This window comes from Streptomyces sp. NEAU-sy36, from assembly GCF_013423905.1.
In the GTDB taxonomy this organism is placed as follows: Bacteria; Actinomycetota; Actinomycetes; order Streptomycetales; family Streptomycetaceae; genus Streptomyces; species Streptomyces misionensis.
Genome location: NZ_CP058977.1, coordinates 3431176 through 3447068, shown reverse-complemented (window position 1 = coordinate 3447068; position 15893 = coordinate 3431176). Strand labels below are relative to the sequence as shown.

The 15893-nt window shown below is 70.8% G+C and carries 14 protein-coding genes; all 14 read left to right on the top strand.

The annotated features are described in order from the left end of the window. The first annotated feature begins 75 nt into the window (after positions 1–75). A complete protein-coding gene (locus HZZ00_RS15940; RefSeq protein WP_180332798.1) occupies positions 76–1515 on the top strand; it encodes an MFS transporter in 1440 nt (479 codons plus the stop codon). 155 nt (positions 1516–1670) lie between these two features. After that, on the top strand, positions 1671–2843 hold the full coding sequence (locus tag HZZ00_RS15935; RefSeq protein ID WP_180332797.1) for a PLP-dependent aspartate aminotransferase family protein: 1173 nt from the start codon (positions 1671–1673) through the stop codon (positions 2841–2843). Between the two features lie 82 nt (positions 2844–2925). Beyond that, the gene (locus HZZ00_RS15930; RefSeq protein ID WP_180332796.1) at positions 2926–3441 is read left to right on the top strand and encodes a MaoC family dehydratase; all 516 of its coding nucleotides are present in this window, start codon (positions 2926–2928) and stop codon (positions 3439–3441) included. A gap of 63 nt (positions 3442–3504) precedes the next feature. Further along, positions 3505–4335 carry an SAM-dependent methyltransferase gene (locus HZZ00_RS15925; protein ID WP_180332795.1) on the top strand — a complete coding sequence of 277 codons (831 nt, stop codon included), beginning with the start codon at positions 3505–3507 and terminating at the stop codon, positions 4333–4335. Then, positions 4332–5405: a methyltransferase gene (locus HZZ00_RS15920; protein ID WP_180332794.1), complete on the top strand. Its 1074-nt coding sequence runs from the start codon at positions 4332–4334 to the stop codon at positions 5403–5405. The genes HZZ00_RS15925 and HZZ00_RS15920 overlap by 4 nt, the downstream gene beginning before the upstream one ends. Positions 5406–5435: 30 nt before the next feature. Further along, complete coding sequence (locus tag HZZ00_RS15915; RefSeq protein WP_180332793.1) at positions 5436–6326, top strand: diiron oxygenase; 891 nt, start codon at positions 5436–5438, stop codon at positions 6324–6326. A 43-nt stretch (positions 6327–6369) separates the two neighbouring features. Continuing rightward, positions 6370–7248, top strand: coding sequence for a hypothetical protein (locus HZZ00_RS15910; protein ID WP_257585826.1), 879 nt, complete (start codon positions 6370–6372; stop codon positions 7246–7248). Position 7249: 1 nt separating this feature from the next. After that, the gene (gene acpS, locus HZZ00_RS15905) at positions 7250–7684 is read left to right on the top strand and encodes a holo-ACP synthase (RefSeq protein ID WP_070021862.1); all 435 of its coding nucleotides are present in this window, start codon (positions 7250–7252) and stop codon (positions 7682–7684) included. Between the two features lie 51 nt (positions 7685–7735). After that, positions 7736–7978, top strand: coding sequence for an acyl carrier protein (locus HZZ00_RS15900; RefSeq protein WP_070021861.1), 243 nt, complete (start codon positions 7736–7738; stop codon positions 7976–7978). Between the two features lies 1 nt (position 7979). After that, positions 7980–9188: a methionine adenosyltransferase gene (metK, locus tag HZZ00_RS15895; protein ID WP_180332792.1), complete on the top strand. Its 1209-nt coding sequence runs from the start codon at positions 7980–7982 to the stop codon at positions 9186–9188. Position 9189: 1 nt separating this feature from the next. After that, the gene (locus tag HZZ00_RS15890) at positions 9190–10185 is read left to right on the top strand and encodes a carbohydrate kinase family protein (RefSeq protein ID WP_180332791.1); all 996 of its coding nucleotides are present in this window, start codon (positions 9190–9192) and stop codon (positions 10183–10185) included. Further along, positions 10182–13640, top strand: a complete 3459-nt coding sequence (metH, locus tag HZZ00_RS15885; protein ID WP_180332790.1) for a methionine synthase — start codon at positions 10182–10184, stop codon at positions 13638–13640. Before HZZ00_RS15890 ends, metH begins: the two co-directional genes overlap by 4 nt. After that, positions 13637–14494: a methylenetetrahydrofolate reductase [NAD(P)H] gene (gene metF / locus HZZ00_RS15880; RefSeq protein WP_180332789.1), complete on the top strand. Its 858-nt coding sequence runs from the start codon at positions 13637–13639 to the stop codon at positions 14492–14494. The genes metH and metF overlap by 4 nt, the downstream gene beginning before the upstream one ends. After that, positions 14484–15887, top strand: a complete 1404-nt coding sequence (gene ahcY / locus HZZ00_RS15875) for an adenosylhomocysteinase (RefSeq protein WP_180332788.1) — start codon at positions 14484–14486, stop codon at positions 15885–15887. Before metF ends, ahcY begins: the two co-directional genes overlap by 11 nt. The last annotated feature ends 6 nt before the right edge of the window (positions 15888–15893 follow it).

Sequence of the window (15893 nt, the reverse complement as noted above, 5' to 3'; positions counted from 1 at the left end):
TACATACCCCCCATGGGTATGCTACGGTGCACCGCACAGGTACCCCCTAGGGGTATACGCAAGAAGGGTGGAGTCATGTCAGCCGTCAATCCCAGGCGCTGGTGGGCACTGGTCGTGCTCGCCGCCGCACAGTTCATGGTCATCATGGACACGTCGATCATCGGGGTGGCGCTTCCCGAGATGCAGAAGGACCTCGGCTTCTCGCAGGGCGAGTTGCAGTGGGTCTTCAACGCCTACGTCATCGCCTTCGGCGGTCTGCTGCTGCTCGGCGGCCGGCTGTCCGACCTGCTCGGGGCCCGCAAGGTGTTCGTCACCGGCTGGACGGTGCTGATCGCGGGCTCGGTCGTGGCCGCCGCCGCGCAGAGCGCGTCCGTCGAGGTCGTCGGCCGCGCGGTCCAGGGCGTCGGCGGCGCGCTGATCGCGCCCTCGGCCATGACCCTGCTGATGATGCTGTTCGCCCACGACCCCAAGGAGCTGGGCAAGGCCATGGCGCTCTACGGCGCCGCGGCCCCCGCGGGCGGCACCGCCGGAGTCTTCATGGGCGGTGTGTTCACCCAGTGGCTGAGCTGGCCGTGGGTGTTCATCATCTACATCCCGATCGGCCTGGCCACGCTCGCGGCCGCCAAGCTGCTGCCCGCCGTCGGCGGCCGGCGTGGCGGGGTGGACGTGCTCGGCGCCGTGTCCGTCACAGCCGGTCTGGCGCTCGCCGTGTTCGCCGTCGTCCGCGCCCCGGAGGTCGGCTGGTCCTCGACCGGCACCGTGCTGGAGCTGGTCGGCGCCGTCGCCCTGCTCGCCCTGTTCTTCGTGATCCAGAAGACGGTGCGCGAGCCGCTGATGCCGCTCGGCATCTGGCGGGTGCCTCGCCTGGGTTCGGCGAACCTGGCGATGGCGCTGCTCGGCGCCGCGTGGATCCCGATGTGGTACTTCCTCAACCTGTACCTCCAGCAGGTCCTGGGCTACGGGGCGTTCGCCTCCGGCGCCGCGCTGCTGCCGATGACCGTGCTGCTGATGATCTTCATGACGGCCATCACCGCGCGGCTGATGGCCAAGTTCGGGGCCAAGCCGCTGATCGGCGGCGGTCTGCTGGTCCTCGCGGCGGGTCTGGTGTGGCTGTCCCAGGTCCAGCCGACGGGCACCTTCGTGGTCGACGTCCTGCCCGCGTCGCTGGTCGCGGCCCTCGGCATGTCGCTCGCCTACATCCCGGCGATGATGGCCGCGATGTCCGGGGCTCCGCAGGAGCAGGCGGGTCTGGCCTCCGGCATCGTCAACACCACCTACCAGGTGGGTTCCGCGCTCGGGCTCGCGGCGCTGACCGCCGTGGCCACCTCCGCGGGCGCCGGCAAGCTGGGCGACCTCCCCGCCCTCACCGACGGTTTCAGCGCGGCCTTCGTGTGGGCCGCGGCGATCGCCGCCGTGGGCGGACTGGTCACCCTCCTGTCCATGCGCAGCGAGAAGGCGGTCGCGGCACAGGCCGGCGCCGCACAGGAGGCGACCGGCGAACGGGCCGGTGTCTGACGGGCACCCACCCGGCGGGACCGGCACTGCACAGGCCGCCGGCACCGCCGTCCACCTGGACGACGAGCCATCTGGACGACGAACCCCTCGACGGGCCGTTCGGTTTCGGGCAACCGGAACGGACGGCCCTGTCCCGTGTACGGAGGAGCACCGCGATGGACATACAGACCCGCGCCGTACAGGTGCACCAGGATTCCCCGGCCACCGGCGGCCGGCCGCTCAGCGTGCCGATCGTGCAGTCCTCGGCCTTCGCCTTCGAGTCCGCCGCCGAGCTGGCGCAGGCCATGGGCGGGCCGGACGGGGCGTACGTCTACTCCCGGCGGGGCAACCCCACCGTGCGGGCCCTGGAGCGGACGCTCGCCACGCTGGAGGGCGGGGCCGCCGCGATCGCGTTCGCCTCCGGGATGGGCGCGATCAGCGGCGTCCTGCTGGCGCTGCTGCGGCCCGGTGACCATGTGATCGCCGGGCAGTGCCTGTACGGCGGCACCTACTCCGTGCTCACGGATCTCGCCCGGCGCTTCGGCGTCGAGGTGGACCACATCAGCGGCGACGACCCGGCCGAGTTCGCCGGCCTGGTCCGCCCCACCACCCGGCTGCTGCACCTGGAGACCATCGCCAACCCCACGGGCCGGGTGCCCGACCTCGGGGGCCTGCTGGCCGAGGCGCGGCGGCACGGGGTGCTCAGCATGGTGGACAACTCGCTGGCCTCGCCGGTGCTGTGCCGCCCGATCGAGCACGGCGCCGACGTGGTGGTGCACTCCACGACCAAGTACCTGGCCGGGCACTCCGACGTGCTGGGCGGGGTGGCCGTCTTCGCCGACGAGGCGCTGCGGGACCGGGTGTGGCCCAGGACCGTGGAACTGGGCGCGTGCGCCGACCCGTTCGCGGCCTGGCTGACCCTGCGCGGCCTGCCGACGCTGCCGTTGCGCATGCGCCAGCACTGCGCCGGCGCGGAGCTGCTGGCGCACCGCCTCGCCGGGCACGACCGAGTCGCCGCCGTGCACTGGCCGTTCCTGCCGGACCACCCCTCCTACGACCGCGCGCGAGCGCTCCTGGACGGGGGCGGCGGCATGGTCTCGTTCGAGCTCGCCGGCGGGCGGCAGGCGGGGCAGGCGTTCATCGAACGGGTGCGGATCGCCCGGCTGGCGCTGTCGCTGGGCGGAGTGGAGACGCTGGTCACGCACCCGGCGTCCACCTCGCACCGGGAGCTGGACGACGCGGCGCTGGCGGCCGCCGGCATCGGCGCGGGCACCGTGCGGATGTCGGTCGGCATCGAGCACCCGGAGGACCTGTGGACGGACATCGCCGAAGCCTTGATCGAGCCGTAGATTTTGGTTGACAAAATAAACGGCTGATTCGTAGATTGAGTGAAGCCCAGAGAACCGGCTCTTCGGCCCAGAGGGGGGCTTCATGCGCTACTTCGAGGACTTCCGCACCGGTGACATCCACGAGCTCGGCACGGTCACCGTCACCGAGGAGGAGGTGCTCGAGTTCGCCCGGCGCTACGACCCGCAGCCCTTCCACATCGATCCCGAGCGGGCGAAGCAGTCGCCGTTCGGCGGGCTGATCGCCAGCGGATTCCACACCTCGGCGCTCTTCATGCGGCGCTACGTCGACGGCCTGCTCGCCTACAGCGCCTGCGCCGGCTCCCCCGGCATCGACGAGGTCCGCTACCTCCGGCCGGTCCGGCCGGGCGACGTCCTCACCGCGCGGGTCGAGATCCTCGGATCGCGTCCCTCGCTGGGCAACCCCGCCACCGGCATCGTCCAGCCCCGCTGCGAGCTGGTGGCCGCCGACGGGACGGTCGTGTTCAGCATGATCCTGCACAGCATCTTCCGGCGGCGTCCCGCCGACTCCCGCGCCGCGACCCCGTCGTCGATGTCCGCGGCGCAGGACCCGGTCGCCTGCTGTGCCCGACAGCGCTGAGCACGGCCGTCCGCACACCCACCGCTTCGACCGACGAAGCGCCGCCCCGAAGGGAGACCTCCCGTGGAGGCCGTATCCCGCACCGCCCAGTGGACCGCCGCCGCGCGGGCCCTGGAGACCGACCGCGAGGACCGGCTGTTCGCCGATCCCCACGCCCGAACCGTCGCCGGCACCACCGGCTTCGAGCTGCTGGAACGCTACGCGGGCGCGGGCACCGTACCGTTCCTCGCCATCCGCACCACCTACCTGGACCGCGCCATCGAGCACGCGGTGCGCGTACGCGGGCTGCGCCAGGTCGTGTTCCTCGCGGCCGGCATGGACACCCGCTACTACCGCCTCGACTGGCCCGACGGCATCACCCTCTACGAACTCGACCGGCCCGCGCTGCTGGAGGCCAAGGCCGCGCTGCTCGCCGACGAGCCCGAACCGGCCGGCCGCGAGCGCCGTACCGTCGCCGTCGATCTGCGCGAGGACTGGGCCGGCGCCCTCAAGGAGGCCGGCTGGCAGGCGGAGCGGCCCACGCTGTGGGTGGTCGAGGGACTGCTGTTCTTCCTGCCGGAGACCGCCGTGCGCACCCTGCTCGCGACCCTGTGGCAGCACAGCGCGCCGGCCTCCGTGCTGCTCGGCGACGTCATCAGCGAGGCCGCCCTGCGCAATCCGCTGTCCCGGCCCTTCATGAAGGCCCTCGAAGAGGACGGCAACCCCTGGCTGTTCGGCACCGAGGAGCCGGAGCAGCTGCTCGTCTCCTGCGGCTGGACCGTCCAGGAGGTGCGCCAACCGGGCGAGGAGGGCGCCGACTTCGGCCGCTGGCCGTACCCGGTGCCGCCCCGCGAGACCCCCCGCGTGCCCCGTTCCTTCCTGTTCACGGCGACCCGAGACGAGATCACGTCATGACCCAGCCGACCGGCCCCGGGGCCACCGAGCCCGCGGCCGCCTTCCACCAGCGCGTCATCGACGACGCGGCGGCCGCCGTACGCGCTCTGACCGTCTCCCTCGGCGAGCGGCTCGGCCTGTACCGCGTGCTCGCCGAACAGGGCCCGCTCACCCCCGCCGAACTGGCCGAGCGCGCCGGCATCGCCCCGCGCTACGCCGAGGAGTGGCTGCACGCGCAGCTCAGCGCCGGCTACGTGGAGCGCCACCCGTCCTCCGACAAGTACACCCTGCCCGCGGAGCACGCCGCCGTCCTCGCGCAGCCCGCGTCGCCCACCTACGCGGCGGGCTTCTTCACCGCGCTCAAGGCGCTGTACGCCACCGAGGACCTGCTCCTCGACGCCTACCGCAGCGGCGAGGGCGTCGGCTGGGCCGAGCACGACCCGTCGCTCGACACCGGCATGGGCAGCTTCTTCCAGCCCACCTACCAGCACCGGCTGCTGACCGACTGGATCCCGGCGCTGCACGAGGTGAGCGACAAGCTGGCGGCCGGCGGCACGGCGGCGGACGTCGGCTGCGGCGTGGGCCACACCACCCGGCTGATCGCCCGTGCCTTCCCCGAGGCCCGGGTGTACGGCTTCGACTACTCGGAGGAGGCGATCGCCATCGCCCGGCAGCTCGCCGAGGACGAGGGCCTGAGCGACCGTGTCGTCTTCGAGACCGCGTCCGCCGACGACTACCCCGGCGGCGGCTACGACCTGGTCACCTTCTTCAACTGCCTGCACGACATGGGCGACCCGGTGGCCGCGGCCCAGCACGTCCACAAGTCGCTGGACGCGGACGGCACATGGATGCTGGTCGAGTCCAACGTCTCCCCCTCCGACATCGACACCCGCACTCCGCCGGCGCGCATGTTCATGGCGCTGTCCGCCGTGATGTGCCTGCCGGTCGCCCTCGCGCAGCGCGGCCCGCACGCGCTCGGCAACCACTCCGGCGAGAAGGCGTTCCGCGCCATCGCCGAGGAGGCGGGCTTCACCCGCTGGCGGCGGGCGACCCAGACCCCGGTGAACGCCGTCTACGAGGTCCGTCCCTGACCCGGCTCCCGCACTCGGACAGGAGAAACCATGGCCGCCACGGCCCTTCCCGTCAACGACCGCTTCCTGGAGATCCTCGAACGGCTCAGTGAGAAGTCCGTCGAGGACTACTACAACCCGTACCAGCGGTTCACCTGGCCGCAGACGCTGGACGAGAACCGCATGTGGACCAGCCCCGACCTGCTCACCGTCTACGGCACCGAGCACTACGACCGGCTGGACGAGGACACCCTCAAGCGGCTGTCCAAGTGGGAGTCCGTCAACTTCTACAGCCTGAACGTGCACGGCATCCGCGAACTGCTCATCGAGGTCGTGGGACGCATCCACACGCCGGGCTTCGAGGTGCCCTCCGACTTCTTCCACCACTTCATCGGCGAGGAGAACGAACACATGTGGTTCTTCTCCGAGTTCTGCCGGCGCTACGGCGGCAAGATCTACTCGTCGATGACCATGAGCGCCGACTCCGCCTGGGAGAGCGAGGTCGAGAACTTCCTCGTCTTCGCCCGCATCCTGTTCTTCGAGGAGCTGGTCGACCACTACAACACCCGGATGGCGCAGGACGATTCGCTCTGCGAGACCATCCGCCAGGTCAACCGCCTGCACCACCAGGACGAGTCCCGGCACATCGCCTTCGGCCGGGAGCTGGTCTCGCTGCTCTTCACCCGCATGCGCGAGGCGGTGAGCGCCGAACGGCTGCGCGAGGTGGAGAGCTACCTGAAGCGCTACGTCGTCTTCAGCGTCAACTCCCTCTACAACCCGCACGTCTACCGCGACGCCGGCATCGCCGACCCGCTGGGGCTGCGCAACGCCCTGCTCGCCGACGAGCGCAGGCGCGCCCAGGAGCGCAAGGCCATCCGCAAGCCGCTCGCCTTCTTCCTCAAGACCGGGATCTTCTCCGACGACACTCTGCCGGTCCTCTGATCCGGACCGGCCGGTCCAGCGAACCGAGAGGTGGTCCACCACCGTGCCCGACACCATATCCACCGCGCCCCCGCGCTCACCGGCCGCGAGCCGCGGCCTGCCCTCCCTCGGAGCGGAGGAGACGGCGCTGCTCCGGCTCCTCGACGACACCTTCGAGAAGTGGGGCGTGAGCGCCGGGGCCCGTCCGATGACCATGCCCCCGCTGCTGCCCGCCGCCGACCTCAAGCGGCTGGACTACTACGAGAACTTCCCCCACCAAGCCGTCGTCGCCACCGCGATCGACGTCGACCGCCGCGGCGAGTACTGCTCCGAGACGGGCTGCTTCCCGTGCAGCTCGCTCCAGCCCGCCGCACTCGGCCTGCCCTCCGCCTCCTGTTACGCCGTCTACCTCGACCACGAGGGCCGCGAGGTCGCGGCGGACACCCTGGTGACCGTGGTCGGCTGGTGCTTCCGCAAGGAGGAGCGCTACGAGGGGCTGCGCCGCCAACTCGGCTTCCACATGCGGGAGATCGTCGCCCTCGGCAGCCGTGAACACGCGGACGCGCACCTGCTGGACTTCACCGACCGCATCACCGCCTTCGCCCGGGCGCTCGACCTGCCGCTGCGCAGGGAGGCCGCCACCGACCCCTTCTACGACAAGGGCGGTTCCAAGGCGCTGTTGCAGCGGCTGTCCCCGGTCAAACACGAGTTCCTCTTCGAAGACCTCGCGATCGCCTCCGTCAACACCCACCGCAACTTCTTCGGCGACCGCTGCTCCATCACCCTCGCCGGCACCGGCGAGCCGGCCTCCACCAGCTGTGTCGCCTTCGGGCTCGAACGCTGGCTGTCGGCCCTCGCGCGGCGGTACGGCACCTGGGCCGCCGCCACCGAAGCCGTGCTCGCGGCAGGCGACCGACTCCAGCCGGTCGGCCCGGGGGTGTGAGGTGCCTGCCCACCCCACCGCCCAAGGCGGCGGCCCGGGCTGGGCGAACCTCGGCATGGACATCGTGTCCGTCAAGCGCGTCCGCCGGCTCCTCGACGACCACGGCGAGGATTTCTTCCAGCGGATGCTGAACCCCGGCGAACTCGACGACTGCCGTACGTCCAGCGGCCTCGATCTGCTCAGCCTGTGCGGACGGATCGCGGCCAAGGAAGCGGCGTTCAAGACCCTGCGGGTCCGGGGCCGGTTCCTGCCCTGGCGCGACATCGTGGTGCGCCGCTCCGACGGCGGCTGGCCACTGGTCGAACTGCGCCGCACCGCCGCCGAGATGGCGGCCGAGTCCGGCATCCAGGACATCACGGTGAGCATCAGCCACGACGTGGACTACGCGGTGGCCGTGGCCGCTCCCGTCCTCGGCGATCCCCGGCACCGGCCGTGAGACGCCCGCTCTGCCCACAGCTCTTCCTCGATCACCGTTAGGAGTACCGCCATGACCGACGGCCTGCAGCAGGTGAAGGACTGGATCCTCAAGCGCCACCCGGAGCGCGAGGACATCCCGAACGACCTCGACCTGATCGAGAACCGGCTCATCGACTCGCTGTCCTTCGTGGAGTTCGTCTTCCTCCTGGAGCAGCACAGCGGCCGCGCCATCGAGATGGAGACCCTGGAGGTCGACTCCCTGCGCACCCTCGACGCCATCGAGGCCGCCTTCTTCCTCGCGGAGGTGAAGTGAGATGAGCCGGCGGCTCTTCACCTCCGAGTCCGTCACCGAAGGCCATCCCGACAAGATCGCCGACCGGATCAGCGACACCGTCCTGGACGCGCTGCTCGGCCAGGACCCGGCCGCCCGGGTGGCGGTGGAGACCCTGATCACCACCGGTCAGGTGCACATCGCCGGCGAGGTCACCACCCACGCCTACGCCCCCATCGCCCAGCTGGTGCGCGACACGATCCTCGACATCGGCTACGACTCCTCCGCCAAGGGCTTCGACGGCGCCTCCTGCGGGGTCTCCGTGTCGATCGGCGCCCAGTCACCGGACATCGCGCAGGGCGTGGACGCCGCCTACGAGGCGCGCGCCGAGGGCAACAGCGACGAGCTGTCCCGGCAGGGCGCCGGCGACCAGGGCCTGATGTTCGGCTACGCCTGCGACGACACCCCCGAGCTGATGCCGTTGCCGATCCATCTCGCGCACCGGCTGGCCGAGCGGCTGACCGAGGTCCGCAAGAACGGCGGCTGTCCCTATCTGCGGCCGGACGGCAAGACGCAGGTCACCATCGAGTACGACGGCGACCGCCCGGCGCGCCTGGACACCGTCGTCGTCTCCTCCCAGCACGCCGGGGACATCAGCCTGGAGGGCCTGCTCGCCCCGGACATCCGGGAGTCGGTGGTGGAGCCGACGCTCAAGGCGCTCGCCGAGCAGGGGGTGAGCCTGGAGAGCGACGGCTACCGGCTGCTGGTGAACCCCACGGGCCGCTTCGAGATCGGCGGCCCGATGGGCGACGCGGGCCTCACCGGCCGCAAGATCATCATCGACACCTACGGCGGGATGGCCCGGCACGGCGGCGGCGCCTTCTCCGGCAAGGACCCCTCCAAGGTGGACCGCAGCGCGGCGTACGCGATGCGCTGGGTCGCGAAGAACGTGGTCGCCGCGGGTCTCGCCCGCCGCTGCGAGGTACAGGTCGCCTACGCCATCGGCAAGGCGGACCCGGTCGGCCTGTTCGTGGAGACGTTCGGCACCGAGTCCGTGCCGGTGGACCGCATCCAGACCGCGATCACGGAAGTCTTCGACCTGCGTCCCGCGGCGATCGTGCGCGACCTGGACCTGCTGCGGCCCGTCTACGCGCGGACCTCCGCGTACGGCCATTTCGGCCGCGAACTGCCGGAGTTCACCTGGGAGTCGACCGATCGGGCCGGCGCGCTGCGCGCCCACGTGGAGGGCTGAGATGCGTATCGCTGTCACGGGTTCCATCGCCACCGACCATCTGATGTCCTTCCCGGGGAGCTTCACCGACCAGCTCCTGGCCGACCGACTGGACCGCGTCTCCCTGTCCTTCCTCGCCGACCGGCTGGAGATCCGCCGTGGCGGCGTGGCAGCGAACATCTCGTTCGGCCTCGGGCTGCTCGGCCTGCGGCCGGTGCTGGTCGGGGCGGTCGGCGACGATTTCGAGCCCTACCGCGTCTGGCTGAAGCAGCACGGGGTCGACACCGACTCCGTGCTGGTCAGCGAGGAGCACCACACCGCCCGTTTCGTCTGTACGACGGACCGCGCGCAGAACCAGATCGCCACCTTCTACGCCGGCGCGATGACGGAGGCCCGCAGGATCGACCTGCGGGCGATCGCCGAGCGCACGGGCCGGCTCGGGCTGGTGATGATCTCGCCGGACGACCCGGAGGCCATGCTGCGGCACACCCGGGCCTGCCGGGACCTCGGCATCCCGTTCGCCGCCGATCCGTCCCAGCAGCTGGCGCGGCTCAGCGGCAAGGAGGTGCTCGAACTCATCGAGGGCGCCCGCTGGTTGTTCACCAACGAGTACGAGACCGCGCTGCTCCAGGAGCGCACCGGGCTCGGCGTGCCGGACGTGCTGCGCCGCGTCGGCCGCTGGGTCACCACGGAGGGCGCCGCGGGCGTCCGCATCCGCCGCGACGGCCGGCCGGACCTGGCCGTGCCGGCGGTCGAGGTCTCCGGTGTGGTGGACCCTACCGGTGTCGGCGACGCGTTCCGCGCGGGCTTCCTCGCCGGCACGGCGTGGGGCGTCCCGGAGCGCTGCGCGGCGCAGCTCGGCTGTGTCGTGGCCGCCACCGCGCTGGACTACGTGGGCACCCAAGAGTACCGGCTGTACCGGGACATCGTGCTCGGGCGGCTGCGCACGGCCTACGGCGTGGGCTGCGCGGCCCATCTGGCCACGCATCTCGCGGCGAACCTGAGGGGGCTGACATGACGGCCGCCCGGATCGGCGCCCTGCGGACGGCGCTGGCCACCCGGGTGGTGGTGGCCGACGGGGCGATGGGCACCATGCTCCAGGCCCAGGAGCCCACGCTGGAGGACTTCCAGCAGCTGGAAGGCTGCAACGAGGTCCTCAACGTCACCCGCCCGGACATCGTCCGCTCGGTCCACGAGGCCTACTTCGCGGTGGGCGTGGACTGCGTGGAGACCAACACCTTCGGCGCCAACCACGCGGCGATGGCGGAGTACGACATCGCCGGCCGGGTGTACGAGCTGTCCGAGGCGGGCGCCCGGATCGCCCGGGAGGTGGCGGACGAGTTCACCGTACGGGAGGGCCGGCAGCGCTGGGTGCTGGGCTCCATGGGCCCCGGCACCAAGCTGCCCACTCTCGGGCACATCGGCTACGGCACGATCCGCGACGGCTTCCAGGCGAACGCGGAGGGTCTGCTGGCGGGCGGCGCGGACGCGCTGCTCGTGGAGACCACCCAGGACCTGCTCCAGACCAAGGCCGCCGTGCTCGGCGCCCGGCGCGCCCTGGACGCCCTCGGCCTGGACGTGCCGTTGCTGGTGTCGATGGCCTTCGAGACCACGGGCACCATGCTGCTGGGCTCGGAGATCGGCGCGGCCCTGACGGCCCTGGAGCCGCTGGGCATCGATCTCATCGGCCTGAACTGCTCGACCGGACCGGCCGAGATGGGCGAGCACCTGCGCCATCTCGCCCGCAACGCCCGCATCCCGCTGCTGTGCATGCCGAACGCCGGCCTGCCGGTGCTGACCAGGGACGGCGCGCACTTCCCGCTCGGTCCGGCTCAACTGGCGGACGCGCAGGAGGCGTTCGTGCGGGAGTACGGTCTGTCGCTGGTGGGCGGGTGCTGCGGTACGACGCCGGAGCATCTGCGGCAGGTGGTGGAGCGGGTGCGGGATCTGGTGCCGTCGGTGCGTGAGCCGCGGCCGGAGCCCGGTGCGGCGTCGCTGTACCAGTCGGTGCCGTTCCGGCAGGACACGTCGTATCTGGCGATCGGTGAGCGGACGAACGCGAACGGGTCGAAGAAGTTCCGTGAGGCGATGCTGGAGGGCCGCTGGGACGACTGTGTGGAGATCGCCCGGGAGCAGATCCGCGAGGGCGCGCACATGCTCGATGTGTGTGTGGACTACGTCGGCCGGGACGGTGTGGCGGACATGGAGGAGCTGGCGGGCAGGCTGGCGACCGCGTCGACGCTGCCGATCGTGCTGGACTCCACCGAGGTGGAGGTGATCCGGGCCGGTCTGGAGAAGCTGGGCGGGCGTGCGGTGATCAACTCGGTGAACTACGAGGACGGGGACGGGCCCGGGTCGCGGTTCGCGCGGGTGACGGCGCTGGCGCGTGAGCACGGTGCGGCGCTGATCGCGCTGACGATCGACGAGGAGGGCCAGGCCCGTACTCCGCGGAAGAAGGTGGAGATCGCCGAGCGGCTGATCGCGGATCTGACGGGGAACTGGGGGATCCGTGAGGAGGACGTCCTCATCGACACCCTGACGTTCACGATCTGCACGGGCCAGGAGGAGTCCCGCAAGGACGGTGTGGCGACGATCGAGGCGATCCGGGAGCTGAAGCGGCGGCATCCCGCGGTGCAGACCACGCTGGGGCTGTCGAACATCTCCTTCGGGCTGAACCCGGCCGCGCGGATCCTGCTCAACAGCGTCTTCCTGGACGAGTGCGTCAAGGCCGGCCTGGACTCGGCGATCGTGCACGCCTCGAAGATCCTCCCGATCGCCCGTTTCAGCGAGGAGGAGGTACGGACCGCGCTCGATCTGATCTACGACCGCCGCGCGCCGGGGTATGACCCGCTGCAGAAGCTGATGCGGCTGTTCGAGGGGGCGACGGCGAAGTCGCTGAAGGCGGGCAAGGCCGAGGAACTGGCCGCGCTGCCCCTGGAGGAGCGGCTCAAGCGGCGGATCATCGACGGTGAGCGCAACGGTCTGGAAGCGGATCTGGATGCGGCGCTGGCCGGGCGGCCGGCGCTGGACATCGTCAACGAGACGCTGCTGGACGGCATGAAGGTCGTCGGTGAGCTGTTCGGTTCGGGGCAGATGCAGCTGCCGTTCGTGCTGCAGTCCGCCGAGGTGATGAAGGCCGCGGTCGCCTATCTGGAACCGCACATGGAGAAGTCGGACGCCGAGGGCAAGGGCACCATCGTGCTGGCCACGGTCCGCGGTGACGTGCACGACATCGGCAAGAACCTGGTCGACATCATCTTGTCGAACAACGGCTACAACGTGGTCAACCTGGGGATCAAGCAGCCCGTCTCCGCGATCCTGGAGGCCGCCGAGGAACACCGCGCCGACGTGATCGGCATGTCCGGGCTCCTGGTGAAGTCCACCGTGATCATGAAGGAGAACCTGGAGGAGCTGAACCAGCGCGCCCTGGCGTCGAAGTACCCGGTGATCCTCGGCGGTGCCGCCCTCACCCGCGCCTACGTCGAACAGGACCTCCACGAGATCTACCAGGGCGAGGTCCGCTACGCCCGCGACGCCTTCGAGGGCCTGCGCCTGATGGACGCCCTCATCGGCGTCAAACGCGGCGTGCCTGGTGCGAAACTTCCCGAACTGCGCCCGCGCAGGGTCCGGGCCACGGCGGGGGTCACGATGGCCGTGCCGGACCGCAGTGGTCGTTCGGATGTCGCCACCGACAACCCCGTGCCCACCCCGCCGTTCTGGGGCACCCGCGTCAGCAAGGGCATCCAGCTCAAGGAGTACGCCTCCTGGCTCGACGAGGGCGCCCTCTTCAAGGGCCAGTGGGGGCTGACCAAGGACCTGTTCGAGACCGAGGGAAGGCCCAGGCTGCGCGGCTGGCTCGATCTGCTGCGCACCCGCAACCTGCTGGAAGCGTCCGTCGTCCACGGCTACTTCCCCTGCGTGTCCAAGGACGACGACCTGATCGTCCTCGACGAGCACGGCGCGGAACTCACCCGGTTCACCTTCCCCCGGCAGGAGCGCGGCCGCAGGCTGTGCCTGGCCGACTTCTTCCGCCCCGAGGAGTCCGGCGAGAGGGACGTCGTCGGCTTCCAGGTCGTCACCGTCGGCTCCCGCATCGGCGAGGAGACCGCGAAGCTCTTCGCGGCCAACGCCTACCGCGACTACCTCGAACTGCACGGCCTGTCCGTCCAGTTGGCCGAAGCCCTCGCCGAGTACTGGCACGCCCGCGTGCGCGCCGAACTCGGCATCGCCGGCGCCGATCCGGACTCGCTGGCCGGCATGTTCCGCACCGACTACCAGGGGTGCCGCTACTCCCTCGGCTACCCGGCGTGCCCCGATCTGGAGGACCGCGCCAAGATCGCCACCCTGCTGGAACCCGAGCGGATCGGGGTCCGGCTCTCCGAGGAGTTCCAGCTCCACCCCGAGCAGTCCACGGACGCGATCGTCGTCCACCACCCCGAGGCGGGGTACTTCAACGCCGGGCGGCGCTCATGACCACCTTCTCGTTCGAGTTCTTCCCGCCCGCCACCGCCGCGGGCGAGCGCGCCCTGTGGAGAGCGGTGCGCAAAGTGGAGGCGCTGCGGCCCGACTTCGTGTCGGTCACCTATGGGGCGGGGGGTTCCTCCCGCGACCGTACGGTGGCGCTCACCCGGCGCATCGCCGCCGAGACGACCCTGCGTCCGGCCGCTCATCTGACCGCCGTCGGGCATTCGGTGGCGGAGCTGCGCCACATCATCGGCAGCTACGCGGACGCGGGCATCCGCGACGTCCTCGCGCTGCGCGGCGATCCGCCCGGCGACCCGCGGGGCCCGTGGGTCCCGCATCCCGACGGGTTCACCCACGCCTACCAGCTGGTCGAACTGCTGCGCTCGCTGGGCGACTTCACCATCGGCGTGGCGGCCTTCCCGGAGGGACATCCGCGCTCGCCCGACGCCCGGTCCGATCTGCGCCACTTCGTGGCCAAGTGCAAGGCCGGCGCGGACTACGCCATCACACAGATGTTCTTCCGCGCGGAGGACTATCTGCGGCTGCGGGACCGGGTCGCCGCGGCCGGCTGCGAGACCCCGATCATCCCGGAGATCATGCCCGCCACCGACGTCCGCCAGATCCGCCGGTTCGCCCAGCTCAGCTCGGCGACCTTCCCGGAGGACCTGGCGCACCGGCTGGAGGCGGCCCGGCACGATCCCGCCGTCGCGCACCGCATCGGCGTCGACCACGCCGTCGCCATGGCCGACCGGCTCCTCGCCGAGGGGGCGCCCGGTCTGCACTACATCACCCTGAACCGCTCGACGGCGGCCCTGGACATCCATCGCACCATCCGAGCATCGAGGAGCCTCAGTGTCCGCTGACACCCCCGACTTCAAAGTCGCCGACCTCTCGCTGGCCGAGTTCGGCCGCAAGGAGATCACCCTCGCCGAGCACGAGATGCCCGGCCTGATGGCGATCCGCGAGGAGTACGCCGAGGCCCGGCCGCTGGCCGGCGCCCGCATCACGGGCTCGCTGCACATGACCGTGCAGACCGCCGTGCTGATCGAGACCCTGGTCGCCCTCGGCGCCCGGGTCCGCTGGGCGTCCTGCAACATCTTCTCCACCCAGGACCACGCGGCCGCCGCCGTCGCCGCGGCCGGGATACCGGTGTTCGCCTGGAAGGGCGAGACCCTGGAGGAGTACTGGTGGTGTACCGAGCAGGCGCTGACCTGGCCGGACAGCCCCACCGGCGGCCCGAACATGATCCTGGACGACGGCGGTGACGCCACCCTCCTCGTCCACCAGGGCGTGGCCTTCCGGAAGACCGGCGACCTCCCGTCCGCCGACAACGAGGAACTCGCCGTACTCCGGGCGCTTCTGGAACGCAGCGACCTCGACTGGACGGCCGTCGCCGCCGGCATCCGTGGTGTGACGGAGGAGACCACGACGGGTGTGCACCGGTTGTACGAGATGCAGCGGGACGGTGTGCTGCTGTTCCCGGCGATCAATGTGAACGACGCGGTGACGAAGTCGAAGTTCGACAACAAGTACGGTTGCCGGCACTCGCTGGTGGACGGTATCAACCGGGCCACCGATGTGCTGATCGGCGGGAAGACCGCGGTGGTGTGCGGTTACGGCGATGTCGGCAAGGGCTGTGCGGAGTCGTTGCGCGGTCAGGGTGCGCGGGTGATCGTGACGGAGATCGACCCGATCTGCGCGCTGCAGGCGGCGATGGACGGGTACCAGGTCACGACGCTGGACGAGGTCGTGGACAAGGCCGACATCTTCGTGACGACGACGGGCAACAAGGACATCATCATGGCCTCGGACATGGCCCGGATGAAGCACCAGGCGATCGTCGGGAACATCGGTCACTTCGACAACGAGATCGACATGGCCGGTCTGGCGAAGATCCCGGGCATCGTCAAGGACGAGGTGAAGCCGCAGGTCCACACGTGGACCTTCCCGGACGGCAAGGTGATCATCGTGCTGTCCGAGGGGCGGCTGCTGAACCTGGGCAACGCCACCGGTCACCCGTCGTTCGTGATGTCGAACTCGTTCGCGGACCAGACGCTGGCGCAGATCGAGCTGTTCACCAAGCCGGACGCGTACCCGACCGGTGTGTACGTGCTGCCCAAGCACCTGGACGAGAAGGTCGCCCGGCTCCACCTGGACGCGCTCGGCGTCAAGCTGACCAAGCTGCGCCCGGAGCAGGCCGCGTACATCGGCGTCGAGGTCGACGGCCCGTACAAGCCGGACCACTACCGCTACTGAGAGCGC

Excerpts from the sequence above, each read along its gene's own strand:
- HZZ00_RS15940 (WP_180332798.1), top strand. The coding sequence starts at position 76 with ATGTCAGCCGTCAATCCCAGGCGCTGGTGGGCACTGGTCGTGCTCGCC.
- HZZ00_RS15935 (WP_180332797.1), top strand. The coding sequence starts at position 1,671 with ATGGACATACAGACCCGCGCCGTACAGGTGCACCAGGATTCCCCGGCC.
- HZZ00_RS15930 (WP_180332796.1), top strand. The coding sequence starts at position 2,926 with ATGCGCTACTTCGAGGACTTCCGCACCGGTGACATCCACGAGCTCGGC.
- HZZ00_RS15920 (WP_180332794.1), top strand. The coding sequence starts at position 4,332 with ATGACCCAGCCGACCGGCCCCGGGGCCACCGAGCCCGCGGCCGCCTTC.
- HZZ00_RS15915 (WP_180332793.1), top strand. The coding sequence starts at position 5,436 with ATGGCCGCCACGGCCCTTCCCGTCAACGACCGCTTCCTGGAGATCCTC.
- HZZ00_RS15900 (WP_070021861.1), top strand. The coding sequence starts at position 7,736 with ATGACCGACGGCCTGCAGCAGGTGAAGGACTGGATCCTCAAGCGCCAC.
- metK (WP_180332792.1), top strand. The coding sequence starts at position 7,980 with ATGAGCCGGCGGCTCTTCACCTCCGAGTCCGTCACCGAAGGCCATCCC.
- HZZ00_RS15890 (WP_180332791.1), top strand. The coding sequence starts at position 9,190 with ATGCGTATCGCTGTCACGGGTTCCATCGCCACCGACCATCTGATGTCC.
- metH (WP_180332790.1), top strand. The coding sequence starts at position 10,182 with ATGACGGCCGCCCGGATCGGCGCCCTGCGGACGGCGCTGGCCACCCGG.
- metF (WP_180332789.1), top strand. The coding sequence starts at position 13,637 with ATGACCACCTTCTCGTTCGAGTTCTTCCCGCCCGCCACCGCCGCGGGC.